Origin of the sequence: Enterococcus sp. 125944 (genome assembly GCF_051909435.1) — a bacterium.
GTDB lineage: Bacteria > Bacillota > Bacilli > Lactobacillales > Enterococcaceae > Enterococcus_D > Enterococcus_D gallinarum.
The window spans coordinates 12,443-37,145 of the sequence record NZ_JBQASY010000004.1 but is presented as its reverse complement, the minus strand read 5'-3'; the positions used below and the strand labels follow the sequence as shown (position 1 = coordinate 37,145).

The window sequence follows — 24,703 nt, the reverse complement described above, 5'->3', positions numbered from 1 at the left end:
CTGCTTTAATTGTTTGATCCGCTCTTCTAGTTTGGATTTACCAGACATTTTATCGGCGCATGCTCACGGAAAAATCATCCCTCAAAGCCATTATTGTCAGAGACTTGCTTGAACCAATATCCTGATTTCTTGATACTCCGTTTGCGGTCATTTTCTAAATCAACAGAAATAAAGCCATATCGATTTTTGTAAGCATTGGTCCATGACCAGTTGTCCATGCAGGTCCACATGTGGTAGCCTAGGCAATTTGCCCCTTCTTGAATTGCTTGATGAACATATTTCAAATGCTCTGAGACAAATTCAATCCGATAGTCATCATGAATCATCCCATCTTCACCTAAGAAACGACGTTCATTTTCAACCCCCATGCCATTTTCGGAGATAAAGCACGGCAGGTTGCCATAGTTATCCCGCAGGTTGATCAGGATATCGTAAATGCCTTTTTCATAGATTTCCCAACCACGATAAGGATTCATTTTTTTGCCTGGCATATCATACACATCAAAATAATTTTCTGGCATTGGCTCTGCTGCAGGATCGACAGGCGTTTCTTTCGCTTTGATTCGCCGTGGCTGATAATAGTTGACCCCCAACAAATCGACAGTATTATTTTTGATGATGTCGAGATCGCTCGCTTGCATCTCAGGTACCATGTCTAATTCTTTCACGATTTTCACCAGTTCTTCTGGGAAAATTCCTTTGACCGCAGGATCAAGAAATGAACGATTGAAAAAAGCATCCGCGATTTCTGCTGCTCGAACATCTTCGGGATTATTACTGTCTCTTGGATAACTTGGAGTTAGATTCAGTATGATGCCGATTTGACCAGTTTGCCCACTTTCATGGTAAGCCTTGATCGCCAAAGCGGAAGCCAATGCTTCATTAAATCCGACTTGAATGGCATGTTTCATGTTACTTTCTTCTGGATAATGCAATTGATACAAATAGCCCGCCTCAACAGGAACGATCGGTTCATTATGAGTAAACCATTTTTTGACTTTATCCCCAAACAAGTCGAAACATGTCTTGGCATATCTGGCATATGCCTCCACAGTCTCTCGCTGGAGCCAGCCGCCTTTTTCTTGTAATGCCATTGGCATATCAAAGTGATACAGATTGACAAATGGTTCGATCCCATTGTTGATCAATTCATCAAAATAATCATTATAAAAAGAAACAGCTTTAGGATTGACTGCCCCCGTTCCATCCGGAATCAAACGGCTCCATTGAATCGAAGTCCGAAAAGAGTTATGGCCGGTTTCAACCATCAATTGGACATCCTCTTTGTAGTTGAGATAGACTTCCGATGCTTGGTCTGGACCTACTTGATCAAAAAATTTTTCCGGTTCTTTGGCATACCAGTAATCAAAAATATTCTCGCCTTTGCCGTCCCCGGCTACCCGACCTTCTGTCTGTGGGCCGCTTGCTGCGGAACCCCACCAAAAATTTTCTGGAAATTGAACCTTCATGTTTCTGCTCCCTTCGGTAATCCTAGTAATTGATTTTCCATTAAGACCACTTGTTTTTCAGTGGCCGCTTTTCCCATTTTGATTCGTTCTAAGACAAGTTCTGCGGCTTTCTCCCCCATTTTTTCTGCTGGCGGATTCACAGTTATTTGCGGCAACAAACTCTGTTCTGCTTCAGAAAGATAATCATAGTGACCAAAGGCGATATCTTTTCCAACGATCAGTCTCTTTTGATTGAAACATTCCAAAGCCCCCACTGACATGTTGTAGTTACTGACAAAAATTGCAGTCGCTCCCCATGCGACTAATTCTTCAGTTCCCCGATAACCGCTTTGTCTTGTGTAGTCCCCCACCACGATTTTCATTTCTGCTTCATTGTTTGCCATAGCAGCTTGCGCACCAAACAATCGTTCTCTCGCAGTGTGATCCGACTGTGGAGCGGAAAGATAACCGATTTTTTTATGTCCAGCTGCTAAATAATGGTTGATGACGTCAAAAACACTTTGACGGTCGTTCAATAAGAGAACATCGGCGATTCCTTGTGTTTCAGGATGATTCAAAAAGACAATGGGTATCTGAATGTCCTGCCATTTCGACAAATCAAACTTTTTTTCATCAGAAAAGAAAACAATCAATCCGTCGACAGCATGCTGCAATAAATAATCGAGTTTGTCATGGTCCTCTTTGCTATTCGTAAAACCACTCAGCAAAATACTATAGCCATTTTCTTCCGCGACTTTCTCGATACCAGAAACAACTTCCGAGCCAAAACGACTGGAGATGCGATTCATCAATAAGCCAAATGAATAGCTACGATTGTTCTTTAAACCCTTCGCAATAATATTCTCTTTGTAGTCAAGCGACTCAATAGCAGCAGCAATCTTTTCTCTATTCAATTGTTTCAGCTGATGTCCATTCAAATATCGGGAAACAGTCCCTACAGAAACACCTGCTAATTGCGCAACATCTCGAATCGAAGCCATGTTTCTCACCTTTCTCTGATGCCATTTTTCACGATCTAATAAAAATCATCAGCTTGTTAAAAAATTGAACCGGTTCAATTTCAAACTATAGCACGTTTTTCCAAAATTGCAATCTTTTTTGGATACGTATTCATTTTCCCTTTACATTTAATTACGCTAAAAATGTAAAAGATGAATGGCTGCTAATACGCTTCAAGAGCTGAATAGAACCATTCATCTTGATCGAACCAATCAATTACCTAAGTAATTGATTGGCTAGTAAAAAGTCTTTGACTTCGGTTAAATCAGTAAAACGCCGAACACCTTGAAAGAGCACCTCTTTGTCGATGATTGGTTGTTTGCTCAATGGGTATCTTCCTTTTCTTGTCGGTAAGTCTGTCAAATCATCTTCGACCATAAACGCTGAGATGCCCGCTTTTTCAGCAGCAGCTATCCCGGCAAACGAGTCTTCTAAGACTAAGGCATCTTTTGGGAGAACCTTTGCCTGACGACAAGCCGTCAAAAAAATTTCCGGATCGGGCTTTCCTTGCTTGACTTGATCGCCAGCTACGATGATATCAAAGATAGACGGCATCTTTTCTAGCTCAAAATAGGTGGCGATTTTTTCTCGGGAAGAAGAGGAGGCTAATGCGATTTGGCAGGTGTGCTGCTTCAGCTCCTTTAGTAAATCGAGCAAACCTGGCTTTTTGTAGACTCTTTTTTCTTCGGCTAAAATGGCTTCTTTGTATCGGTTCATCGAATCCCGCCATTGGTCGACAGGGACATCGCCGTATAACTCTTTCATTCCTTGACGAATCTCGGCTTCTCTTTTCCCGGTCAAATAATAATAGACATCATGGATCAATTCAAAATCGTGTTCTTCAGCAGATTTTAGATAGGCACGGTAGGCAAGTCGTCCTGTTTCAAACATTAAGCCATCCATGTCAAAAATTACTAGTTGGATTGTGTTCATTCGCTTTCTCCTACTTTATTTTAAAAAAGAGCCATGCGTCTAGCATTAGATCGCACCGCTCTTCGTTTTGATACTCAGGTCGATTCAAGAATTGCTTTTAAGGATGCTAAATGTGCATCCCCTTGCTCATAATCTCTGACCAGCTCTTCTGAAAGGATGAAAGAACCCCCAACTGCGATTACTTGCGGATGAGCAAGGTAGTCTTGGCAATTGTCCTTAGAGATTCCGCCAGTTGGCAAAAATCGAACATCATAGAAGGGACCGCTTAACGCTTTGATTGCTTGTAACCCGCCATAAATATCTGCTGGAAAAAATTTCACAGTTTTGATCCCAAACGATACGGCTTTCTGAATATCATTTGGTGTCGCTGTTCCTGGAAAAATCGGAATCTGATTCTTTAGACAGTGATCGATAACTTCTGGAACAATAGCTGGAGAGACAATAAACTGGGCCCCCTTTGCTACCGCTTGTTGGGCTTCTTCAAGTGTTCTCACCGTGCCGGCTCCCACGAGCAACTTCCCTGAGCGTGCTAAGTGTTCGATTGCTTTTAACGCCAGTTCGCTGCGGAAAGTCACTTCAATCAAACGAATATCATGTTTAATCAATAATTCTTCTAGTGGATCTAGCAACGACATGTCTGTGGCGGTATAAAGCGGTAAAACTTTCGTAGCCGCTAAATGTTCGGTCAATGATTCGACGTTTGCCATTCTATTCCCCCGCTTTCTGATCAATTTCTGCAGACATTTGCGATTTGACAACCGCTTCATGCAGTCCTTGCAAGTAACTAATCCCCAAAGCTCGATCATACAGACCATATCCTGGCATTGCTACTTCCCCCCAGATCGTTCGCCCATGATCTGGACGAATCACTCCAGTAAATCCTACATCCACCAAGGCTTTCATAATGGCATACATATCTAGTGAACCTTCTGTAGACAAGTGTGCAGACTCTTTGAATTTGCGGTCTCCCATAAAGAGAACGTTTCGGAAATGTACAAAATTAATTCGGTCGCCAACCTCATGGATGATCGACACTAGTTCATTTTTCGGATCGGCGCCTAACGAACCAGTGCATAGCGTCAATCCATTATAAGGAGAGTCAACAATAGACAATATTTTTTTCAAGTCAGACAAGTTTTTGGTGATTCGCGGCAAGCCGAAGATCTCCCAAGGCGGGTCATCCGGATGGATGGCCATTTTAACATTCATTTCTTCGCAAACAGGAATAATTCGTTTCAAAAAATAAGCCAAGTTATCGAAAAGAACCTCTTCTGTCACTCCGTCATAAGTCTTCATCAGCTGATTGAATTTCTTTAACCGTTCTTCTTCCCAACCAGGCAGCTTGAATCCTTTTGATTGGCTGTGGATCAATGTGTACATTTCGCTAGGTTCCATCCCATCAACCACTGCTTGGTCATACAGCAATGAGAAACTGCCATCCTCATTTTCATAAAAAAGATTGGTTTTTGCCCAACCAAAAATCGGCTTAAAACTATAACAAATCAGATGTATGCCACAAGCAGAAAGATTTTTGATCGTCTGAATGTAATGATCGATGTAGTGATCCCGTTCTTCTGTTCCTGCCTTGATCGCGTCATGGATCGCCACACTTTCGATTCCTAGTAATGTCAGTTCTTCTTTTTCGATTGATTGTTTTAATTCCTCAATTTCGGCAATTTCCCAAATATCTCCTGGCAGTTTGTTTAACAAGGTGCCGATGACCCCATTGATGCCAGGTATTTGACGGACATTTTGCAAAGGAATCGAGTCTCCTTCGCCATACCATCTAAAGCCCCATTTCATAGTCAACATCCTTTCTTAAAAATCATCATCGTCATCCTCATCGCCAGCAGCTGGCGTCTCATTCGAGATATGCCAAAAAGCAACACTATCTTCTCCTTGATCGATCACTGCTTGTGCCGCTGATGCAATTGGTGTTTGCAGTAATTGATGATTGATTGCTTCTAACACCATCGGCAAGTTGGTACCGCCAATAACGTAAACTTCTTCTTGCAGCTCTTTTTCTAACTGATTGATCGTCAAAACTGACTGGTTGTAAGGGCTAGCGCTCAGTAAGTCTACTAAGATCAGCACCCCTTCTTGTTGATTGACTTGATGTACCGCGGTACTGATTTTTTCTCCCAGTGCTTGAACATCATCTCCTTGATACAAATTGACTGTCGCTATATTTTCGACTGCTCCCATGATGACTGTTGCCGCATCTTTCAGTCCATCGCTTAATGTGCCATGAGTAGCAAGTACGATTCCCAACATTGTCATTCCTCCTTTGTCTCCCTGCATGGATTTCCATGCAAAACGTTTACTGTAACAAGGCAATCGTCTTGTTTACATTTTCCATATTGATGTCTTTTTGCTTTAATAATTGTTTAGGCAGATAATATCCCTCTGTTGATTCCTTATTTCCGCTGATCACATAATTGATTGTTGCATGGATTCCTTCTTCTTGAAGGATTCCGAGCCGTGCTAATTGTTTGCGATCAAACTCTGTTCCTACTACATGTAGAGGGGCTTTGGCACCAACAGAATCCAGATAATAAATCGTAGCCTTGCGTTTGGCTGAGTCTCGCAAAACTTCTAATCCTCGTTCGCCATAGCTTCCTTCATCCAAGAACGCAAACGCAGTGTTTTGTCGTTCATTTTCACTGATTAAAGCCAATAATGCCAAAACCGAAGAAGTATTTCTCGTTAAGTTTTTCTGGAAGACCGCCCCTTTTACCACTTTTCCCAATAAAAGAAAGTACGAACCAAATGCCAGAACTAAGAAAAATGTTTGCCAAGAAAAAAGTACAAAACCGTCAGCAGCGAATTGACTATAGAACCATGTCGCTACTGCGCCGATCCCAATCGTTATGAATGAGCTGACAAGAATAAAATTCATTGTTTGACGACCTTGCGCCTTTCGATCAAAAAAATGATAAGCGCCAAAATGTTGCGGCGGTGTATCATAATACGTACAAATGATTCGATCTGCTTGAGCAATATCTCCGATGTAAACATTTCTCGAAGCTGCTTTATGTTTCAAATCATATTCGATTACGCGAATATCTTTTCTTATTTGTGAGATATCTGTCACTAAAGCATTTAGGAATCTTTTTTTGCTGCGGTCACTTAAGCGAGAACGATAAATATAGCGGTAACGAAACAGCCAATCATTGAAGCGGTCTTTCTGCATCTTTTTCATCTCCCATTTTTCGAAGGATCCAGCACGTTTTCAACAGCCTTTGAGCTAGCAACCATCAAATGACCGTTGCTTTTTTGTTATTGATGGAACTAGCTCAGTTGCTGTATTTGGCAGTTATAATTCGAATTGTTTCAAGACCTCTTTTAAAGAGGATTTAGGAGCAGAAGGTGTTGCTTGGAAATAGATGTTTTCGACTCCATAGTGTTCATTCATTTCCTTTAATCTTGCGGCATCTGCTTTATTCAAGTAGACGGATTTTGTAACTAACAGATCTTTTTCTGGATCTTTCTGTGCGATCCCGCCAATGTTCAACTCTTTCATTGGCACACCATGGGTGACCAGATCATAAATCACACTGATGGTTTTTGCGATCAGGATGCAATTGTACTCTTTAAACGCATATTCATCCCAATAAAATTTTGCTTTTTCTGGTGTCACGACAATCGTTTTTTGTCCTGTGCGACTGCCGGCATTTTTGTATAGATCTCGCATGAATTTATCCTTAGCAACCACTTCATCAACGACGAAGATAGAGTTGACCCCGCTTTTTTGAGACAACGTCATCATGACTTGCCCATGAATCAACCGTTCATCCACACGTGCTAAATTTACTACACCCATTGTTTTCCACTTCCTTTTCTATAAAATCCCTACGCCGGCTAGAATGATCAAGATCAAAGTCAGCCAGAGCAGTGCTTGCGTAACTTTTAAGCCTTTTTTCGTATAGAACCAATAAACACCCATTACAACAGCCAATGGCAAGATACCTGGAACAATCTGGTCAAGAATATCTTGGATGATAAATTCTCGTCCTGAAATATCAAATTTCAGCGAAGAAGAAACATTGACATAGTTTCCAGCTAAGACCCCCATCATAAACAACCCGAGAACAGACAACGTTTCGATTGCTGTCTGAACACCGGTACTTTGCATCAATCCGGTCGCGTTTCGTCCCATTGCAAAAGCTTGTCGAGCAAAAAATACACCTAAAAATGCTTGGTATAAAGCGAAACAGACAAATGGGAACAATGCACCTAGCGGACTTCCCTGCTGGGCCCATGGGACAGCGATCGCAATAAAGATATACTGTACTGTTCCAGAATCGATCGCATCACCGATCCCTGCTAAAGCACCCATCAACCCTGCTTTTGTGTTGTACATCAAATCATCTTGCATCAGAACTTCTTTGTTTTCATGTTCTTCTTCTGCCCGCTGCTGTTCCATAGAAGACATCAGGCCTGTGATCACGCCGCCCCCCCAGCTCAATTGCGTGTTGAAAAAGAGCAGTTGCCGCTTATAGGCAGCCTTGAGGGCGTCTTCGTTCTTATATAATTTTCGTAAAATCGGCATCATTGCGTATAAAAGTGACGGTGCCAGATAGCGTTCAAATGAATGAGGGATCTCGTTGGCAAAGTGCCAGCGAAGATATGCTTTCGTGACATCTTTTTTTGTGATCTCCTCTGGAGCGATCTGTGTTGCTTTCACTGATTCTGTCATTTTTTCCTTCCTCCTTGTTTCTTAGAATCCATCATCGTAATCGTCCTCATCAAAGGATGCATTGGACGTATTCGTTTCAGCAGCTGGGGCTAATTTTCCTTTTTGTGATTGTACAAAGATCAATGCGATCAGAACACCAAAGATTGCGTAAGTAACCATAGTGATTTCCAATGATTTCAGTACGACACTCATAAAATAGGCAAGGAAGAAGAAAACCATGTAATCTTTCCGACCAATGACATAAACAGTCGTTGCAATCCCGATCGCTGCCAAGCCACCACCTACTACCTCCAGAATATGGATGACGACAGTCCCTTCAAGGGCATTGATGACATCGGCGATCAGTGGTGCACCCAGATAAAGTGCGATGAAAACAAGCGGTACAAATAAAATAAATGAGGCCAACGTTGGATACAAAATGATCGAACGAGTAATTGCTTTTGTATTCATGTCTTCCACTGCTTTATCCGTATACTTCCCTAAAAATGTATTGATAAAGAACCGGAACTGATACAAATAACTGCCTAAAAGTCCCACCGGGACAGCAACTGCGATCGCCGCTTCGGGCTTCAGATTACCTAATAATGCTACCGGTACAGCAATAGCCGCAGCAATCGATGGTTCAGCTGGCATTGAGCCGCCGGGAGAGAAGACCCCCATATAAATCATCTGTAGTGCAGCAGTAACGATCATCGCTTGCGCTACATCCCCCATCACGATCCCAACAACCAACCCAGTCATCAATGGCGAGAAACGAAGGGTTAGTGTTGCCCCACCACCAAGCCATCTAGACATGACTGCCGCAACCCATAAAGCAATCAGTAAACTCTGTGTAATACTTAAAGTTTCCATTTTTCCTCCTCCTAAACCTGCTCGATATAGTTTTCTAAATCTAAAAGTGCTTTTTTCAGCCGTTCTTTCGTTATAGAAACCGGAATCAGATGAACTTTCTCTTTTGAATCAACAAATGCCACCAACTGATCGATCACTTGCGGGTCTTCTGGATAGATCCCCATTTGATGCAGGGACATTGGCAACTGCAATTCTCGATAAAACGGCAATAACTGATCAATGACCGTCCATCTTTCTTCAATCGCTAATTGATAAAAAATGCCGTAAGCAACTTTTTCACCATGCAAAAACTGATGACTTGCTGGCAGATATTTGCTGATTGCGTCATGCATCGCATGGGCTGCCGCATTGCGGGCGTATTTGTCACCCAATCCACCAACTAAACCGGCAACTGCAAACACAATCTCTGACAAGTGAATGAATTCTTCTGTTACCTTTTGCTCTTCCATATCCTGGATTGCTTGTTTTGACTGAGATACAATCGCGTTCTCGCATAGTTTGGCTGTGTAGCCAGCCAAATGTAGAAAAGGCTCATGTTGAAGCTGTGGTTGCGCCAAAATTGTTTCTGATTCATACCACTTTGCTAAGGTATCTGCTAGTCCAGCAATAAAGTAGGAAACTGGCGCATCAATCACTAGTGTCGGATCTGTAATCAAAAAAGCTGCTTGCCGCAAGAAGTGCTCTGACTTTCCTTCAGATTCGCCGTTTTCTTTATACATCACAGCTAACGGTGTCCATGGTGCACAATTACTTGCTAAGGTTGGCACGACACCAAATGGCGTATTGGTCAGATGGGCTGCGTACCCGACCAAATCGGTCAATTTTCCGCCGCCGACACCGATGATAAAGTCAATGTGATGTGCTTCTACTTGATCTTTGATCAAATTTGCACCGTAGTAACTGCATTCCCCAGTATACTGATGATAAAAAACATCCTGGGGCGCCTCGTTGATAAAAGTCAATTTGGGTTGCGCTTTTTGCCATGAAATCGATCCATGAACGATTAATAATCGTTTGGCTTGATATTCTTGCAGCAGCTCTGGAATATGGGCTAATGCACCTTCATGGTAACGATAAAACTGAGGACCAACTTTTACTTTTAAATCAGTTAACATTTCCTTCCCTCCTTATGAGAAAACAAGAAAATCGCTTTGATCTTGAACAGCTCGTTCTGGTAATTGCCCTTGAATGATCTGTTCGATGTCCGTCACACATTTTTCTCCCATCTGTTCGAGACACTCCATTGTGTAAGCAGACGTATGAGGTGTCATGATTACGTTATCAAATGCCAGGTATGGGTGATCCTTGCGCCCCGGTTCTTCTTCTAAAACATCTGTCGCTAAGCCAGCGATCTTCCCGGATTTTAAACCGTTTACAATTGCTTGTTCATCTAAAAGTGCTCCGCGAGCACTATTTGACAAATATACTTGGTCTTTCATTTTTTCAATTTCTTTGGTTGAAATCATATGATAATTTTCTTCTGTCAAATTGGCACACAGACAAATGATGTCTGAACGAGTCAGTAACTCATCTAACTCAACTTTCTTCCCGCCATAACTTTGTATGTGGAGTGCTGATTGATAGGGATCATAGGCTAATACCTCACAGCGAAACCCATTGCGCAAAATCTCCACGACACAACTTCCTGTGTTGCCTACACCTATGACACCTACTGTTTTATTGAACAATGCTCGCCCGACGAATTTGGCTCGTGACTCCCATTGATCTTGCCGAACTTTCACAGATGACTCTACGGTACACCGCAAAAGCGCCAACAGATTCGTCACATTATTTTCTGCCACCGCATCTCGTTCCACCAATGCTGGGATGATCGAAACGATCGTTTGATGGTTACGTGCAGCTGCTAGATCGATATTGTTGTAGCCAATACCATGACGAGTGATCAATAATAGCTCATCTTTGTGTTCAAAAAATTCCTCTGTAAAGTGAGGCGTCACACTGGCGATGATCAGATTATAACCTTGTAAACGTTGCGCCAATTCCTTCCCGGAAATGTCACTTTCCACATCAAAATGAGTCACTGTGCCGATTTTTTCGAGCCTCTGGATATGTTGAGGAAATATTTTGCCAAAACTACTAGAGTTGACTATCGCAATCTTATACTCAAGCATCCTAAGTCTCCTTCCTTTATTCCGTTTTTGTTACGATTTCGTGTCCGCCAAATCCATTTCGCAGCGCAGACACCACTTTTGCTGAGAAGCTGTCTTGTTCTTGTGATAAATTTCTCATGAAAAGACTTAATGCAATCGTTGGAACGGCAACGTCCATTTCCAGTGCTGTTTCCACCGTCCATTTGGCTTCTCCTGAAGCAGCAACGATACCCCGATATTCTTCTAAGTGGGGGCTATTAGAAAATTGTGCTTCGGCAATCTCCATCAGCCAGCTGCGGATTACCGATCCATGGTTCCAGACATGGGCTACTGCTGCTAAATCAAAAGCATACTCACTCTGCTCAATCAGTTGGAACCCTTCACCGATTGCCTGCATCATGCCATATTCGATCCCGTTGTGGATCATCTTCAAGAAATGACCGCTTCCTGATGCGCCTGCATAAAGATATCCGCCTTCAATAGCAACATCTTTGAATACTTGTTCGATCGAATGAAAGGCATTTAAGTCGCCGCCGACCATCAGACAAGCATTCTTGCGCGCACCGGAGATTCCTCCTGAAGTGCCGCAATCCAAATAGGCAACCTCTTTGTCTGCAAATTGCTTCCCTCGTCGAATCGAATCTTTATAATTTGAATTTCCACCTTCTATCACGATATCCTCTGGTAAAACAAGTGGCAGCAAGTCTTTTAGTACCGATTCTGTGATTTCCCCTGCTGGCAGCATCAGCCAGATGACTCGTTTGCCAGTAAATGAAGCGACCATTTGGCTGATAGTCTCATATGTTTCTATTCCCTCCCTTCGTGCAGCAAGTCGTGCTTGTTCTGAAAGATCCAGCCCTTTCGTTCGATAGCCATGATCTTTTAAATTGCTTGCTAAGTTCAAGCCCATTTTGCCAAGACCGATAATACCAATCTCCATGATAGCGCCTCCATTTCTATCTTCATTATACAAAAAAATATTTTTTTGTAAATATAAATAATAAAAAATATTTTTTATTTGCATTTCTTTGGAAATCGTTGTACTTTAAAAATGAAGGCTTCGGAATGTATTGAAAAAGGAGAAAAACACTATGACTATATCGATTCGCTTAAAAATCAAGACCCTCTATAAAGACTTAAGCCCCAAAGAACAAGCAATCGCCGATTACATACTCGAAAACCCCAGTAAGGTTAGCCATAGTTCCATTAGTGATTTAGCAAATGAGCTAGGAATGGCGGATTCGACATTTTTTCAATTTACAAAAAAACTTGGTTACAACGGTTTTAAAGACTTTAAGATGGCCATGTTGATGCAAGAAAATGATTTATCCGCCATCTCTTTCCACGAAAATATTCAGCAATCAGATAACGAGCTGACCATGGCGCGCAAAGTCTTTGATTCCAACCTCACCACATTGACCGATACGCGAAAACTACTGCAAGAAGAAGATTTGAAACAAGCCGTCCAAATGATCGACAGTGCCAAGCGATTGTTCTTTTTTGGCGTAGGCGGTTCTGAAATCGTTGCAGCTGATGCATACCATAAATTCTTGCGCTCACCGATTTCTGTCGTTCACAGTGCGGATTATCACATTCAGTTGATGGAAGCAGCGTTACTGACCCCAGAAGATTGTGCCCTGTTGATTTCTCATACGGGTAAATCGAAAGAAACGATTGAACTTGCGCAAGTCGCCAAAGATTGCGGCGCCAAAGTTATCGTTATTACCAGTCACGCAGCATCTCCGCTAGCCAAATTAGGGGATGTCGTATTTATTTCTGTTTCCGAAGAGATCGAATTTCGTTCAGAAGCTCTTGCTTCCAGAATCTCTCAACTAAGTATCATTGATTCGCTCTATGTGATTTTGATGTTTATCAACCGCAACAAATCCCAAGACTCCATTGCGAAAGTTCGACGTACGATTTCTAAAATCAAAGAATAGCCTTCTTTAAATAGCGTAGCAGCCTAATCTTTAAACCCTTTCAATCATGTACTAATGGGTTATGTAAAAGTAATTTCCTCTGCTCTCCTTTCTTTGGACTTCAGAGGATTGATGGCTAGTCTAAATAAAAACCAAAGCTAACGATTAAAGTTCTGATACTGTCTAAGCATAAGCGTGTTCGATTTTTAGTCCATGATAATAGAAAAAAGCAGACTGTCTTTCCTCATAGAAAAACAGTCTGCTTTCTCTTGTTAAAAATCCTCACAAGTCGCGATGATCCCTTAAGCGATAACCGAGACCGATCTCAGTGATCAAGTATTCGGGACTGATGGTATTGGTCTCGATCTTTTTTCGTATATTTGACATATTGACCCGCAATACTTGCGGATCAGTGCCATAAGGTCCCCAAACTTCTGTCGCCAACGTTTGGTACGTTACGACTTTGCCTAGATGTTGGAACAAAACAGTTAAAATTCGGTACTCATTTTTGGTTAAATGGATCTCTGTTCCGGCCTTAGTCAAAAGCTGCCTTTCAGTATCAAGTGTTAATTCACCATTCTTGATGACTAGCGGCATTGGCTCTTGCTTCCGATGCCTGAATGCTGTGCGGATCCTTGCAAGCAATTCATTCATACCAAATGGCTTGGTCACATAATCATCCGCACCAAGATCCAACGCTTTGACTTTCTCGCTTTCATTGCTGCGAGCTGAAATCACGATCAATGGCACCGCCATCCGTTTGCGAATGATTTTCAATAACTCCATGCCGTCAATATCGGGTAGTCCTAGGTCAAGTAAAATCAAGTCAAAGGATTGTTCCTGAAAAATCGTCAGAGCAGCCATTCCAGTCTCTGCTACTCGAATATGATACCTTTCTTTTTCTAAAACGACTTCCATAAAATCGGCGATCGTCGGATCGTCTTCAATCAGCAAGACAGTTCTTCCCATGATGCCCACCTCCAGTTAATTCAAATAAATGCGTACGACCGTTTGACCATCTGCTACGGCCATCTCCAACTTGCCATGATGGGCATGAACAATGGTTTTGACGATACTCAGGCCGATGCCGAGACCATTTTTTGAGTCTACCGGCACTTCATTGTCTGAAGACAGATTTGATTGGATCCGTTCAAACTGCTTCATCGATATTTCCCCGGTATTTTTTATTTCACATACCGTTTTCGCTCCTTCTTGAAATACAGACAAGTAGACTTTTTCCGAGTCTGAACCATGTCGAAAGGCATTTTCTACTAAATTAAAAATCGCTTGTTCCATCAAAATCGGATCTACTTCTACGAACAGGACCGATTCCGGCAACTGAACGATCAACTCTTTTTCCGGATAGACTTTTTTTGCATGTTCATAGACTGCGCCAATGATCTCTTCGATTGGTTCTGGGGTTTTCTTGACTTGCATCGTGTCCATGTTGATGCGAGTGATCGAAAGCAAATTCTCCACCATGCGGATCAGCCATTGGGACTCACTTTGGATGTCTCTCAATAACTTGCTGCGAGTCGCTTCCTTTAAAGAGTTATTAGTTTGTAAGAGCGTTTCCGCAATTCCTGAAATTGCCGTTAAAGGTGTCCGTAAATCATGAGAGATGGCCCGCAACAAATTGCTGCGAACTTTTTCTCGTTCATTTTCTAATTCAATTTTTTCTTTTTCATCCTTCAATTCTGTTTGTTCTAAAATCACAGCTAACTGGGTCAACACTAAGCGCAGATAATTTAGTTGGCTGTTCTCAAGTGGAAAATTACGGCTTCTGCGAATTCCTAAAACGGCCAATGTTTTGCTGTTGGCAATAATCGGTAAATAAAATCCCTTTGCACCACTTAATGTATCGGTCCCATAGCCAGACTCTTTCTGATTTTTGGCAGACCAATAAGCAACAGCCGCTTCTTCCGGATGACTCAATGCGGATTGTTTTTTTGCTCCATATTGGCTTTGTTTTTGCGCTTGTGCATCATACAAAATCACTTCGCGATCTAACAAGCGGGCCAGATAGGTGGCTGACAAATCAAAAATCTGCTGCCGGTCTTCTGCTAGAACAAATTGCTTGTTCAACTCATAAAGTATTTCCATCTGCTGTTCTTTTTCCATTGAATGAACAGCTTGTTTTTTTAAACGAACCATTAGATTACTGATCATTAGTGCGACAAGCAGCATGATGACTAACGTAATCGGATAACCTTGTTTATAGACGGTCAAGGAGTACAGTGGTTCAACGAAGAACCAGTTGAAGGCTAGGACGCTCAGGATCGAAGAAAGAGCGCTCCAGAAATAGCCTGAAGTTAGACGCGCCACAAGTAGAATAAAAAAAATGTAGACGAGCATCAAATTCTGATCACCAAAATGCAAATACTGCATCACTTCAGTCGTCAGTGTCGCTAAGAAAACACTGATCAGGGCAATCGCTAGATCCTTTCCCCCTCCTTCGATGACTTTCTTAGAAAGAGAAAAAATAGAAGCACGCTCCTCTTTGTAAGGAATCAAATGAATCTCAGTGTCAGGCAACCGTTTCAGTAGCCGCACATCAAGTTCTTCCACAAACAGTTTCTCATACCATGGCTTGGCCAGGTTTTTACCCATGATGATATCGGTGGCTCCCACCAGCTTGGCATATTCGATGATTGTTTCAAAATAATTGTCTTCTTCAATGACAACGACTTCCGCGCCTAACTTTTCGGCTAATGTCGTTGCTTCATTTTTTTCTTCCGAACGTATGTAAAGCACAGTCCATTCAGCACCTAGGCCTTGCGCTAATCGCGCTGTCCAACGAATACTTTTTTCTGCCATTTTAGGGAATGCATCCTGGACAATCGTGATCAGTTTGCTCTGGATTCCATTGGTTCGGCCACTGATTCGATTGATGTGGTCAGAAGCCCGCTGAATCGCCAATCCCCGCAGTTGTTCCAGTTTTTTGGGAATAAAAAAATTCTGCAACGCTCGCTTGGCATTTTCGTTGGCATAGATTTTTCCTTGTGCCAACCGATCGATCAGCTCATCTGGCTCGACATCGATCACTTTCAATGTTGCTTGTTGGAAGAATGTATCTGGGACCGTCTCTTTGACTTCGATCCCAGTTACTTCTTCTACAATATCATTCAAGCTTTCAATGTGTTGGACATTGACCGTCGTATGCACATCAATACCGGCATTTAAAAGTTCTTCAATGTCTTGATACCTCTTGCGATTTCTTGATCCTTCAGCGTTCGTATGGGCCAACTCATCGATTAAGACAATCGCAGGCTGCTGCTGAATGATCGCATCGATATCTGGTTCAGTCAACGTGATCCCTTTGTATTGGATTTCTTTCAACGGAATCTGCGGCAAACCAGCCAGCAGACTATTGGTATCTGGACGATCATGGGGTTCGATGTAACCTATCACCACATCTTTGCCGAGGGCTTTTAGTTCCTGTGCTTCTAAAAGCATGGCGTAAGTTTTTCCTACTCCTGCAGCAAAGCCAAAGTACACCCGCAGCCGGCCTTTTTTTCGATTTTCTGCTTTCAATGTATCTACTGATGTTGGTCTATCCATGTTTGCCTCTCCCATCAACAATCACTTACAGTTTATCTAATGCTAAATTCAGTTCAAGCACATTGACAAATGTTCGATCAGAAAACCAATCTTTTTGTGTCTTTTCTTTTATTATAGCACGAATGGCTGTTTCCTTCTGTTTACGTTCTTTGGCGATGCGAGGTACTTGTATCTCGGCTGCAGCGACACTAATATGCGGATCTAATCCGCTGGCTGATGCAGTCACCAGATCAACCGGTACCTCTGTGATTTGATTTTCTCTTTGAAGCGCGGTCTTTCTGTCGGATACCAGTCCCTCTTGTTCCGCAGAGACCGGAGACAATTGGGAGACCGCATTGCTTCTGCCAGCAAAGTAGCCTGGTTGCAGGAACTGCTGACCAATCAGTGTTGAACCAACTACTTCTCCCTCTACCATTCGTTGACTACCATTGGCTTGGTTGGAAAATAACAATTGACCGACACCAGTGATCACAGCAGTATACACCCCGCCAAAAAACAAAATACTAAACACCAAGAAACGCAATTGAGTCCCTAGAATCTTTTTCATTTCTGCATCCTTCTTTCAATTTGTTCATAGTAGGAAAAAGCTTAGCACGATATCGATCAATTTGATAAAAATGAAAGGTGCGATCAATCCGCCTAGTCCATATACCAGTAAATTGTGGCGCAAAATTTGGCTGGCTGGTTTTTCTTTGTATTTGACTCCTTTTAGAGCTAATGGAATCAAAGCAACGATAATGACCGCATTGTAAATCACGGCTGACAAGATCGCCGTCAGTGGACTACCTAACTGCATCACGTTCAATTGCGCCAGTTCAGGATAGATGCCATAAAAAAGAACAGGGATTACGGCGAAATATTTCGCCACATCATTGGCAATGCTGAATGTCGTCAATGCACCACGAGTCATCAACAGCTGTTTACCGATTCGTACGACCTGCAGCAATTTGGTTGGACTGGAATCCAGATCGATCATGTTGCCAGCCTCTTTGGCAGCCTGTGTTCCAGTATTCATAGCCATTGCCACATCTGCTTGAGCCAATGCTGGTGCATCGTTGGTTCCATCGCCGGTCATGGCAACCAAGTGTCCTTTTTCTTGGTATTGCCGAATCAATTCCATTTTGTTTTCTGGCGTTGCTTCAGCGAGGAAATCATCGACTCCCGCTTCTGCTGCAATCGCTGCTGCGGTCAACGGGTTGTCTCCTGTGATCATGATAGTTTTGATACCCATTTTCCGCATATCGGCAAAATTTTCCTGTACACCGTTTTTGACGATGTCCTTCAAATAGATGACCCCCATGACTTGGTCATTTTTGACAACTACCAACGGGGTACCCCCAGAGTGCGCCACTTTGGCTACGATTTGGTCACACTGTGGTGGGTAGGTACCGCCACGAGCGAGCACATATTTCTTGATCGTATCCGCCGCACCTTTACGAATTTGATCGCCACGATAATCCATGCCGCTCATCCGTGTTTTGGCACTAAAATCGATAAATTTCACTTCGGATTGTTCAAAAGCGCGTTCTCGAATCCCAAATTTTTCTTTGGCTAGAATAACAATACTGCGGCCTTCTGCCGTTTCGTCAGCTAATGAGGAAAGCTGCGCGGCATCTGCTAATTGTTCTTCACTAATACCGGCTACAGGTAGAAAGGCACTTGCCCGACGATTTCCCAGTGTAATGGTTCCTGTTTTATCCAATAACAAAATATCGACATCACCAGCCGCTTCGATGGCACGACCGCTCATGGCAATAACATTTTCTTTCGTCAGACGGCTCATTCCAGCAATCCCGATCGAAGAGATCAGTGCACCGATGGTCGTTGGGGCTAGACAAACGAGCAATGCAATAATTACAATACTAGAAAGCGCGGTTCCTTTTTGCGAAAGAATACTGCTTAATTCCGTAAATGGGACTAATGTTACTGCCACCGCTAAAAAGATGATCGTCAATGTGATCAGAAAAATCTGCAGCCCAATTTCATTAGGCGTTTTTTTGCGTTGTGTCCCTTCTACCATTGAAATCATTTTATCCAAAAACGAATGTCCATTTTCAGACGTCACTCGAATGACCAAGTAATCGGAAACCACCGTTGTCCCGCCAGTGACTGCACTGCGGTCTCCGCCTGATTCTCGAATTACTGGCGCTGATTCACCCGTAATGGCACTTTCATCTACCGAGGCAGCACCTTCAATGACATCGCCGTCTGCCGGAATCTGTTGTCCAGAAACGACATAAACCAAGTCACCTTTTTTCAAATCTGATGACTTCATTTCGATGAACTGCTCTGATTGGATATCTTGTAAATCATTGATTTTGTAAGTCATGACGTCTTTTTTGGCTTGTTTTAAGCTATCTGCCTGAGCTTTCCCACGACCTTCCGCGACCGCTTCAGCAAAATTTGCGAACAGTAATGTGAGCCAAAGTAAGCTGGTGATCGTGATGGTAAACCACAATGGAATGTCAGATTGTTCAAAGCAGAGAATCGTCGCTGCGATGGCACCAATATAAACCACGAACATCACTGGATTTTTTATTTGTTGCCGCGGATCTAGTTTGAGAAATGCTTGCTTGATTGCCCAGCGATATATCTTTTTCATTTTATTCTTCTCCTTTTTATTTCAGTGTAAGAAAATCTGCGATCGGACCTAATGCCAATGCAGGTAGAAAACTTAATGCCCCGATCACTAAAATCACAATCATCAACATCGTGACGAATGTCGGATTGACGGTAGAAAGAGTACCGTCATTCACAGCTACTTTCTTCTTGCGTCCCATGTTTTCAGCCAAAAATAAAACGGCGATGATCGGAATATACCGAGAGAAAAGCATGAGTCCACTACCTAAGACATTCAAGAATGGGGTATCTGCTAACAACCCATTAAATGCACTTCCGTTGTTATTAGCCAATGATGTTGCTCCGTATAACAGTTCACTAAATCCGTGAGCCCCTTTGTTGGTCAACCATTCCAAAATATCCGGGTGCATCGCAAGCGCCATCGCCCCAAACAGCGTCAGCAGAAGCGGCGTCAAAATGACTAAACTTGCCATTTTGATATCAAAGGCTTCGATTTTCTTGCCTAAATATTCTGGTGTGCGTCCAACAAGCAGTCCGGCAATGAACACTGCTAAAAGCAGAAATGCTAACATCCCATAAAGCCCGCTACCGACACCACCAAAAATGATTTCCCCTAGTTGCATGAGAAACATCGGCACTGCACCGCCTAATGGAGTGAAGCTATCCAACATCGCGTTGACCGATCCGTTGGAAGCTGCCGTGGTACTGACTGCCCACAAACTCGACCAGCCAATCCCAAAGCGAATTTCTTTGCCTTCCATATTGGCTGAACCAACGACATCGTTGAAAATCGGTCCATAGTTTTCACTGATCAATACACCTAAAAAAGCGGCAAATAGGAAGAACAGCGAAACAAATAAAATCGTTCGTCCTTGTTTCCAGTCTTTTACCCAAAAGCCAAAAGCAAAAATCAGCGCAGCTGGTAAAAGGAGAATGGCTAAATTCTCGATAAAGTTTGAAAAAATCGTCGGATTCTCAAATGGATGGGCCGAATTGGCCCCAAAAAAGCCGCCACCGTTTGTCCCTAACTGTTTGATAGCCACCTGACTAGCAACAGGGCCAAGATATAACCAAAGATTTTCTCCTTCCAAACTGTTGTAGGCCATTCCGCTACTGAAGGTTTGAACGACTCCTTGAGAGATCAATAAAATCGCAATGATCGTGGACAGTGGTAATAGGATATACAATAATCCGCGAACCATGTCTTGCCAAAAATTGCCTAAATAGGATTCTTTTTTCTGAACCAATCCACGAATGAATGCACAAAGAACAGCCAATCCAACTGCCGCCGACAAGAAATTTTGGACAGTCAAACCAAAGACTTGTGTACTATTGGATAGTGCCAACTCGCCAGAATATGCTTGCCAGTTCGTATTAGTGATAAAGCTGACAGCTGTATTAAGTGCTAAATCAAAAGACAGATTATCAACCTTTGCTCCACCCGGCAGCCAACCTTGAACCATTAAAAGTACCGTCAAAAACAGCAGCGAACTGATTCCTAGCCCTAATACACTGATCAAATAACGTTTTGCGGACATTTTTCGCTGACTTTCAGAACCGATCAACCGATAGAAACCACGCTCGATCGGTTGGATAAAGCGGACGAAACGGGGCGTCTCCCCCGTCATGATCATCTTGATATAAAACCCTAAAGGGGCTGCTAAAATTAGTAATACAAAAAAGAAAAACAGCCCTTGAAAAACAAAACTCATCATAACTCTTCCCCCTTGAACAGAAACCAAAATAGATAAAGCATCAATCCAAAACTCAAACATCCTAAAAGTAGTAACATCTTCTTCCTCTCCTTTGATCTTATCTTAAAAAAAATGTTGTAAAGATAGTATCAAGGTTCGCTGGATTTCTTTATATCTTCTTTATACGATGAGCTGTAACACAATCTGTCTGTTTACAGCGAATTAGCGGATTTATCTTCTTGCCCACCCTGTTATATTTGGTTATACTTGTCTCACTTAATCTAGAAAGGAGCAATCAATAATGCAGTTTACGATCTCGGGTCTGGTCTTAATCCCGTTTTTTCTTGTTACTTGCTATTTGATTCTGCGTTACAATGCTGCTCAGCTTTCACTTTTTCAAAAAATAACGGTTGGAGCCTTTGTTTTCTATAGTTTCGCTGTCCTTTACTTGACTTTTTTCCCTTTTCAAATCCAAACAGGGGTCTATGCCAATCAATCCGATTGGCTTAGTCGCATCAACTTCTCCTTAGCAGCAGATCTTTCGATACTCCCTAATCTTATTATGTTGGCGCCATTAGCTGTTTTTTATTATTTGATGGTTAACAAAACTTCTATTTTTCGAGCTGTTCTGCTGGGATTTTCGGTCAGCTTTAGTATCGAAGTACTGCAGTTTTTAAGCAATTATTTCCTAGGCGGCTGGCGAGGGGCAGATGTCGTGGATTTAATTGCAAATACCGTTGGGGCATTACTTGGTTATTTACTCAGTCGCTTTCTTTTCACTGTGCTGCCTGAGCGATCCTTTCTTAGAAAATTTATGCTTCATTCCCCTAGTGAGTCGTAAATCAACTATCGGAGCAAGCAAAAAAGAGCCCGTCAAAAGGCTCTTTTTCGTATCTGTCTATTCGAAAAGAAAATCTTGCAGTTTTACTAGATGGGTATTGCTGTTGCCGGAAATCAAGCAGATCACTTTGTTTAGCGATTTGTTGAAACGATCGTGGCACCAAAAGGCATCAATGCTAGACCCGCTAGTTTCAGCGACTGTTTCGCAAAAGGAATCCCAATAATCGTAATCGTTAAGAGAATGGCACTCATCAGATGAGCGATTGCCAAAGGTATTCCTGAAAAAATCAGCCACAGGATATTCAATAGCAAAGAAACCCCTGAACCACTATAGACAACTTCTTTTCCAAAAGGAGCCAATGATAAAGAAGCGAATTTAAAACACTGCAAACCAATCGGGATACCGATGATCGTCACACACCACAGACAACCGGCCAAAAACCACGAAATTGCACCAAGCAATCCACCAAAAATCATCCAAATCAGGTTTCCTAAACAACTCATACTCATCACATTCCTTTCCTTTGAAAAAAGCGGCCATCATAGATGACGACCGCCTTGCATTATCCTTCGTTCGTTTTTGATTACATTCATTTAGCCAACTGCTTATTCGTTAGAATTTCCGCCAAATACACCCGTGATCGAAGACCAAAGTCCACTGAAGAAGTTTTTAACATTTTCCCATAGTCCTTTGGATTTTTCTTCAATTTGTTTGCGGGCTTCTGAAAGATCCAACTCTTTGACAAAATCTTCAAAAATATTTTTGTCTTTCATGTCGCTCATCAATGTTGTCAATTCAGTAACTTGATCCGAAGTCACGATTCCCTCTAAACCATTGTCTTTCAATGCTTTTTCAACAGTTGCTTGAATATCGGATTGGGTCAATTCTGAGCCATCAGCTGTTTGGGCAGCTAGCTCTGTTTTCGCTTGTTCTTGTGCAGCATTCAGAGCTTCATCAGAATAGCCTTCTTTGTCTTTGTTTTCTTCTGTAATGGTTGATAAGACATCCATTTCATCTTGCGCAACACTGACACGATCTTGATTGATGATGCCGCCGGATTCTTCAACGATTTTGTAGACTCCTGCCAATGCCCCAGAACCGTCAATCGGTACAGCAGAAGCTACTGTTAGCTTAGCATCTGTGATCCCAGCAGTCAGTGCGGCATTTTGGTATTGTGCGGCAGTGATGCGGGTGATATTTTTAGGTGTCGCAATATCCACCGTGATTCCTTCGCCACTATCAAGGGTCTGCATGCGGACAGAACTATACACCGCCCAATCTTTAGTAAAGCCACCATCAGGGATATATTTCATTAAATCGGAACCTGAAGTCGTATAGATCGGTGTTTCTCCTTTGATCCCCAGTTGATCCAGGGTATAGTTTTCTTGCTCTTTTGTTAATGCATTACCAATGGCTACCGCATTGATCTGCAATTTTTCTTTACTATCCGTCGTAGAAGTCGCAGTTTCTGAGCTTGCTGTCTCTGAAGCTGCCGAAGACGAGGTTTCGATCGTTTGTGAGATTGCTGAGCTCCCTTCACTTGAAGTTGATTCTTCAGCAAATGCTAATGGTGCGGCAACTAAAACTTGGCTAGAAACCAAGAGAGTGGCTAAAATCATTTGTTTTTTTCTGATATTTTTTTTCATAGTATCCTCCATCTAACTATTTTCCTGTTTCTATTATTGTACTATAAGAGATACGTTTCGACCTACGGCTAGGGTCGGATTTGAAGGGAAATTTATGATCTACTTGTTTAATGAAAAAATTAAAATGTTTTTTTATCGCAATATTGAGGATACTGACTACAAACGTATTTATTATCTTTATTACATTTGTTATTGACTGTGTGGTTACCCGACACTATATACTGATTATTAGGAGGCGAACGATGAAATTACTGACAACAAGTGAACTAGCAACCTTATTTTCTATTTCAAAACACACAATCCGGCACTATATTGATATTGATTTGCTGACACCTAAGGAAAGGAGAGACAATGGTTATTTCTTTTTCGATGAAGAAAATGTTTATAGATTATATCAAATTATCGTTCTTAGGAACATTGGCTACTCTCTTAAAACAATTAAAACGGTTTTAACTGAAGAGGATGTAGCCCACTATTTTTTGGAAGCTGAACAAAATCTTCAAAAAAAAATCGACGAATTACTTGCTATAAAAAATACCGTGCAGAACATCATCCAGGCTCAAGAACGCTACAAGCTAAATGAAATAACTTTCTTTGAAAGAACGGATCGCTACTTCCATCCTTTTCCGGAATCGGTTATTGATAATTCCGAGATTGATTTGATCAAAGCAACAAAAATGAACTTCTCGTCCCTCGATCAACTATTCTATGTTCATAATGAAAATGAAGTGATTCCTTGCTTTCAAAGCAAAAATAAAGAGGATGATCTTTTCTTTGCTAAAGGGACTTATGCCAGTATGAGCTTTATCGTTAATACGGAAGACTGCATTAAAAAAAATATTGATCTTTTTTTAGCTGATAAATTACTGGCTATAAAGGATACTTCACCACATCATTTCTTAGTTTTTGAAAATATCTATTGTTCATTAGCCTATAATAATGCCACCATTTTTACTGTTGAGATTAAATTATAAGAAAAGGGGATTGGACATGTTTACAGTAACAACGGAAACAATTGCGGATAAAAGAATTCGTGAAGTAAAAGGAGCTATCTTTAATGAACAAGTCATTTCAATTAACATTGTGAAAGATACAATCAGTGGTATTAAAGGGATATTTGGCGGAAAATCTACTACTTATTCTAATGAATATTCAAGCGGAAGGAAATTGGCTCTTTTAGAATTAGAATCACAAGCCCGTAGTCTATCTGCAAACGCGATAATCAATACCCGTGTTAGTTATAATCAATTTGTAAATTCTGATATCATGCTCATCGTTGTAACAGCTAGCGGAACAGCAGTTGTTGTTGAAGAATAGATGCACTAGGCTCTCATCTATAAAAAATCAGCTTACTAAACAATGTAAGGCAGCATTATGCCGTGATAGCTCATTCTTTCCA

At 41.9% G+C, this 24,703-nt stretch carries 23 protein-coding genes and 1 pseudogene; 4 read left to right on the top strand and 20 right to left on the bottom strand.

All coding sequences use genetic code 11. The features are described from left to right. Positions 1 to 74: 74 nt before the first annotated feature. From ACTFWY_RS05060 to gnd, 13 genes are all read right to left on the bottom strand, one after another. Positions 75 to 1,469 carry a glycoside hydrolase family 1 protein gene (locus ACTFWY_RS05060; RefSeq protein WP_096710735.1) on the bottom strand — a complete coding sequence of 465 codons (1,395 nt, stop codon included), beginning with the start codon at positions 1,467 to 1,469 and terminating at the stop codon, positions 75 to 77. Further along, a complete protein-coding gene (locus ACTFWY_RS05055; protein ID WP_029486451.1) occupies positions 1,466 to 2,449 on the bottom strand; it encodes a LacI family DNA-binding transcriptional regulator in 984 nt (327 codons plus the stop codon). Before ACTFWY_RS05055 ends, ACTFWY_RS05060 begins: the two co-directional genes overlap by 4 nt. A 235-nt stretch (positions 2,450 to 2,684) precedes the next feature. After that, a complete protein-coding gene (locus tag ACTFWY_RS05050) occupies positions 2,685 to 3,401 on the bottom strand; it encodes an HAD family hydrolase (RefSeq protein WP_138371153.1) in 717 nt (238 codons plus the stop codon). A 74-nt stretch (positions 3,402 to 3,475) separates the two neighbouring features. Next, a complete protein-coding gene (locus ACTFWY_RS05045; RefSeq protein ID WP_103300216.1) occupies positions 3,476 to 4,108 on the bottom strand; it encodes a bifunctional 4-hydroxy-2-oxoglutarate aldolase/2-dehydro-3-deoxy-phosphogluconate aldolase in 633 nt (210 codons plus the stop codon). Position 4,109: 1 nt separating this feature from the next. Continuing rightward, positions 4,110 to 5,204: a mannonate dehydratase gene (gene uxuA, locus ACTFWY_RS05040; RefSeq protein WP_003125584.1), complete on the bottom strand. Its 1,095-nt coding sequence runs from the start codon at positions 5,202 to 5,204 to the stop codon at positions 4,110 to 4,112. Between the two features lie 15 nt (positions 5,205 to 5,219). After that, positions 5,220 to 5,675, bottom strand: a complete 456-nt coding sequence (locus tag ACTFWY_RS05035; RefSeq protein WP_003125583.1) for a PTS sugar transporter subunit IIA — start codon at positions 5,673 to 5,675, stop codon at positions 5,220 to 5,222. 46 nt (positions 5,676 to 5,721) lie between these two features. After that, positions 5,722 to 6,594 carry a hypothetical protein gene (locus ACTFWY_RS05030; protein ID WP_325825458.1) on the bottom strand — a complete coding sequence of 291 codons (873 nt, stop codon included), beginning with the start codon at positions 6,592 to 6,594 and terminating at the stop codon, positions 5,722 to 5,724. A 123-nt stretch (positions 6,595 to 6,717) separates the two neighbouring features. Then, the gene (locus ACTFWY_RS05025; RefSeq protein ID WP_138371155.1) at positions 6,718 to 7,224 is read right to left on the bottom strand and encodes a PTS system mannose/fructose/N-acetylgalactosamine-transporter subunit IIB; all 507 of its coding nucleotides are present in this window, start codon (positions 7,222 to 7,224) and stop codon (positions 6,718 to 6,720) included. 18 nt (positions 7,225 to 7,242) lie between these two features. Beyond that, on the bottom strand, positions 7,243 to 8,100 hold the full coding sequence (locus ACTFWY_RS05020; protein ID WP_003125580.1) for a PTS system mannose/fructose/sorbose family transporter subunit IID: 858 nt from the start codon (positions 8,098 to 8,100) through the stop codon (positions 7,243 to 7,245). A 21-nt stretch (positions 8,101 to 8,121) separates the two neighbouring features. Continuing rightward, positions 8,122 to 8,952, bottom strand: a complete 831-nt coding sequence (locus tag ACTFWY_RS05015; protein WP_003125578.1) for a PTS mannose/fructose/sorbose/N-acetylgalactosamine transporter subunit IIC — start codon at positions 8,950 to 8,952, stop codon at positions 8,122 to 8,124. Between the two features lie 11 nt (positions 8,953 to 8,963). After that, entirely contained in the window at positions 8,964 to 10,067 is a 1,104-nt protein-coding gene (locus ACTFWY_RS05010; RefSeq protein WP_311828144.1) for an iron-containing alcohol dehydrogenase family protein, read from the bottom strand. 12 nt (positions 10,068 to 10,079) lie between these two features. Beyond that, a complete protein-coding gene (locus ACTFWY_RS05005) occupies positions 10,080 to 11,084 on the bottom strand; it encodes a D-isomer specific 2-hydroxyacid dehydrogenase family protein (RefSeq protein ID WP_103300213.1) in 1,005 nt (334 codons plus the stop codon). A gap of 16 nt (positions 11,085 to 11,100) precedes the next feature. Further along, positions 11,101 to 12,003 carry a phosphogluconate dehydrogenase (NAD(+)-dependent, decarboxylating) gene (gnd, locus tag ACTFWY_RS05000; RefSeq protein WP_103300212.1) on the bottom strand — a complete coding sequence of 301 codons (903 nt, stop codon included), beginning with the start codon at positions 12,001 to 12,003 and terminating at the stop codon, positions 11,101 to 11,103. Between the two features lie 151 nt (positions 12,004 to 12,154). On the opposite strand from gnd, the gene ACTFWY_RS04995 reads away from it, so the two are divergent. Next, positions 12,155 to 13,003 carry a MurR/RpiR family transcriptional regulator gene (locus ACTFWY_RS04995; protein ID WP_003125570.1) on the top strand — a complete coding sequence of 283 codons (849 nt, stop codon included), beginning with the start codon at positions 12,155 to 12,157 and terminating at the stop codon, positions 13,001 to 13,003. A 261-nt stretch (positions 13,004 to 13,264) separates the two neighbouring features. Here ACTFWY_RS04995 and ACTFWY_RS04990 read toward each other — a convergent pair whose 3' ends face one another. The 5 genes and pseudogenes from ACTFWY_RS04990 to kdpA form a co-directional block, all read right to left on the bottom strand. Continuing rightward, entirely contained in the window at positions 13,265 to 13,951 is a 687-nt protein-coding gene (locus ACTFWY_RS04990) for a response regulator transcription factor (protein WP_021150372.1), read from the bottom strand. 15 nt (positions 13,952 to 13,966) lie between these two features. Further along, complete coding sequence (locus ACTFWY_RS04985; protein WP_081131958.1) at positions 13,967 to 16,543, bottom strand: sensor histidine kinase; 2,577 nt, start codon at positions 16,541 to 16,543, stop codon at positions 13,967 to 13,969. Positions 16,544 to 16,568: 25 nt separating this feature from the next. After that, a complete protein-coding gene (locus ACTFWY_RS04980; RefSeq protein ID WP_003125567.1) occupies positions 16,569 to 17,090 on the bottom strand; it encodes a potassium-transporting ATPase subunit C in 522 nt (173 codons plus the stop codon). Positions 17,091 to 17,114: 24 nt separating this feature from the next. Beyond that, a pseudogene (kdpB, locus tag ACTFWY_RS04975) lies at positions 17,115 to 19,151 on the bottom strand (potassium-transporting ATPase subunit KdpB); the annotation flags it as partial. A 10-nt stretch (positions 19,152 to 19,161) separates the two neighbouring features. Further along, positions 19,162 to 20,838 (bottom strand): potassium-transporting ATPase subunit KdpA, encoded by a 1,677-nt coding sequence (gene kdpA, locus ACTFWY_RS04970; protein ID WP_138371160.1) that lies wholly within the window; start codon positions 20,836 to 20,838, stop codon positions 19,162 to 19,164. 280 nt (positions 20,839 to 21,118) lie between these two features. Here kdpA and ACTFWY_RS04965 point away from each other — a divergent pair, with 280 nt between their 5' ends. Continuing rightward, positions 21,119 to 21,658 (top strand): VanZ family protein, encoded by a 540-nt coding sequence (locus tag ACTFWY_RS04965; RefSeq protein ID WP_231609092.1) that lies wholly within the window; start codon positions 21,119 to 21,121, stop codon positions 21,656 to 21,658. Between the two features lie 131 nt (positions 21,659 to 21,789). On the opposite strand, the gene ACTFWY_RS04960 is transcribed toward ACTFWY_RS04965, so the two are convergent. Both ACTFWY_RS04960 and ACTFWY_RS04955 read right to left on the bottom strand, forming a co-directional pair. Next, a complete protein-coding gene (locus ACTFWY_RS04960) occupies positions 21,790 to 22,161 on the bottom strand; it encodes a YccF domain-containing protein (RefSeq protein ID WP_003125563.1) in 372 nt (123 codons plus the stop codon). Between the two features lie 102 nt (positions 22,162 to 22,263). Next, positions 22,264 to 23,304, bottom strand: a complete 1,041-nt coding sequence (locus ACTFWY_RS04955) for a DUF1002 domain-containing protein (RefSeq protein ID WP_156247722.1) — start codon at positions 23,302 to 23,304, stop codon at positions 22,264 to 22,266. A gap of 242 nt (positions 23,305 to 23,546) precedes the next feature. Between ACTFWY_RS04955 and ACTFWY_RS04950 the strand changes: the two genes are divergently transcribed. After that, positions 23,547 to 24,278, top strand: a complete 732-nt coding sequence (locus ACTFWY_RS04950) for a MerR family transcriptional regulator (protein ID WP_103300208.1) — start codon at positions 23,547 to 23,549, stop codon at positions 24,276 to 24,278. A 16-nt stretch (positions 24,279 to 24,294) separates the two neighbouring features. Beyond that, entirely contained in the window at positions 24,295 to 24,621 is a 327-nt protein-coding gene (locus ACTFWY_RS04945; protein WP_029486440.1) for a YbjQ family protein, read from the top strand. Positions 24,622 to 24,703: the final 82 nt, after the last annotated feature.

Coding starts and splice junctions, on each gene's coding strand:
- ACTFWY_RS05025 (WP_138371155.1), bottom strand. CDS start 7,224: ATGGGTGTAGTAAATTTAGCACGTGTGGATGAACGGTTGATTCATGGG.
- ACTFWY_RS05035 (WP_003125583.1), bottom strand. CDS start 5,675: ATGTTGGGAATCGTACTTGCTACTCATGGCACATTAAGCGATGGACTG.
- ACTFWY_RS04965 (WP_231609092.1), top strand. CDS start 21,119: ATGCAGTTTACGATCTCGGGTCTGGTCTTAATCCCGTTTTTTCTTGTT.
- uxuA (WP_003125584.1), bottom strand. CDS start 5,204: ATGAAATGGGGCTTTAGATGGTATGGCGAAGGAGACTCGATTCCTTTG.
- ACTFWY_RS04980 (WP_003125567.1), bottom strand. CDS start 17,090: ATGAAAAAGATTCTAGGGACTCAATTGCGTTTCTTGGTGTTTAGTATT.
- ACTFWY_RS05045 (WP_103300216.1), bottom strand. CDS start 4,108: ATGGCAAACGTCGAATCATTGACCGAACATTTAGCGGCTACGAAAGTT.
- ACTFWY_RS05050 (WP_138371153.1), bottom strand. CDS start 3,401: ATGAACACAATCCAACTAGTAATTTTTGACATGGATGGCTTAATGTTT.
- ACTFWY_RS04945 (WP_029486440.1), top strand. CDS start 24,295: ATGTTTACAGTAACAACGGAAACAATTGCGGATAAAAGAATTCGTGAA.
- ACTFWY_RS04990 (WP_021150372.1), bottom strand. CDS start 13,951: ATGGGAAGAACTGTCTTGCTGATTGAAGACGATCCGACGATCGCCGAT.
- ACTFWY_RS05015 (WP_003125578.1), bottom strand. CDS start 8,952: ATGGAAACTTTAAGTATTACACAGAGTTTACTGATTGCTTTATGGGTT.
- ACTFWY_RS04985 (WP_081131958.1), bottom strand. CDS start 16,543: ATGGATAGACCAACATCAGTAGATACATTGAAAGCAGAAAATCGAAAA.
- ACTFWY_RS05060 (WP_096710735.1), bottom strand. CDS start 1,469: ATGAAGGTTCAATTTCCAGAAAATTTTTGGTGGGGTTCCGCAGCAAGC.
- ACTFWY_RS05010 (WP_311828144.1), bottom strand. CDS start 10,067: ATGTTAACTGATTTAAAAGTAAAAGTTGGTCCTCAGTTTTATCGTTAC.
- gnd (WP_103300212.1), bottom strand. CDS start 12,003: ATGGAGATTGGTATTATCGGTCTTGGCAAAATGGGCTTGAACTTAGCA.
- ACTFWY_RS04960 (WP_003125563.1), bottom strand. CDS start 22,161: ATGAGTTGTTTAGGAAACCTGATTTGGATGATTTTTGGTGGATTGCTT.
- kdpA (WP_138371160.1), bottom strand. CDS start 20,838: ATGATGAGTTTTGTTTTTCAAGGGCTGTTTTTCTTTTTTGTATTACTA.
- ACTFWY_RS04950 (WP_103300208.1), top strand. CDS start 23,547: ATGAAATTACTGACAACAAGTGAACTAGCAACCTTATTTTCTATTTCA.
- ACTFWY_RS04955 (WP_156247722.1), bottom strand. CDS start 23,304: ATGAAAAAAAATATCAGAAAAAAACAAATGATTTTAGCCACTCTCTTG.
- ACTFWY_RS05020 (WP_003125580.1), bottom strand. CDS start 8,100: ATGACAGAATCAGTGAAAGCAACACAGATCGCTCCAGAGGAGATCACA.
- ACTFWY_RS05030 (WP_325825458.1), bottom strand. CDS start 6,594: ATGCAGAAAGACCGCTTCAATGATTGGCTGTTTCGTTACCGCTATATT.
- ACTFWY_RS04995 (WP_003125570.1), top strand. CDS start 12,155: ATGACTATATCGATTCGCTTAAAAATCAAGACCCTCTATAAAGACTTA.
- ACTFWY_RS05055 (WP_029486451.1), bottom strand. CDS start 2,449: ATGGCTTCGATTCGAGATGTTGCGCAATTAGCAGGTGTTTCTGTAGGG.
- ACTFWY_RS05005 (WP_103300213.1), bottom strand. CDS start 11,084: ATGCTTGAGTATAAGATTGCGATAGTCAACTCTAGTAGTTTTGGCAAA.